This is a genomic window from Gilvimarinus sp. 1_MG-2023, assembly GCF_030548285.1.
This window is the reverse complement of sequence record NZ_JAUOSC010001795.1, coordinates 1-233: the sequence shown is the minus strand read 5'-3', so window position 1 is coordinate 233 and position 233 is coordinate 1. Positions and strand designations below refer to the sequence as shown.

The 233-nt window shown below is 53.2% G+C and carries 1 protein-coding gene; it reads left to right on the top strand.

Going from position 1 to position 233, the window contains the following annotated elements:
* The coding region (locus Q4563_RS22880) for a hypothetical protein (protein WP_442903877.1) at positions 1 to 233 on the top strand (233 nt) is incomplete at both ends.

Here is a 233-nt window from a genome sequence, read left to right as displayed (position 1 = left end):
GTCCTGAAAGAGCAGCCAGAATCCGTCAGTTATCCGATTCGCCTGTACTACGGTGTTAATCGCCTTGAAGATCTGTGCGAACAACAACGACTGGACGCCTACCGCACGCAACTGCCGGACTTTGACTGGACGCCTGTCGTCTCAAACCCCGCTAGAAACTGGCAGGGCTCTACGGGCTACATTCAAGAACATTTGCCACTTGCAACGTTGCGTGACGCACCCTTCGATATGTA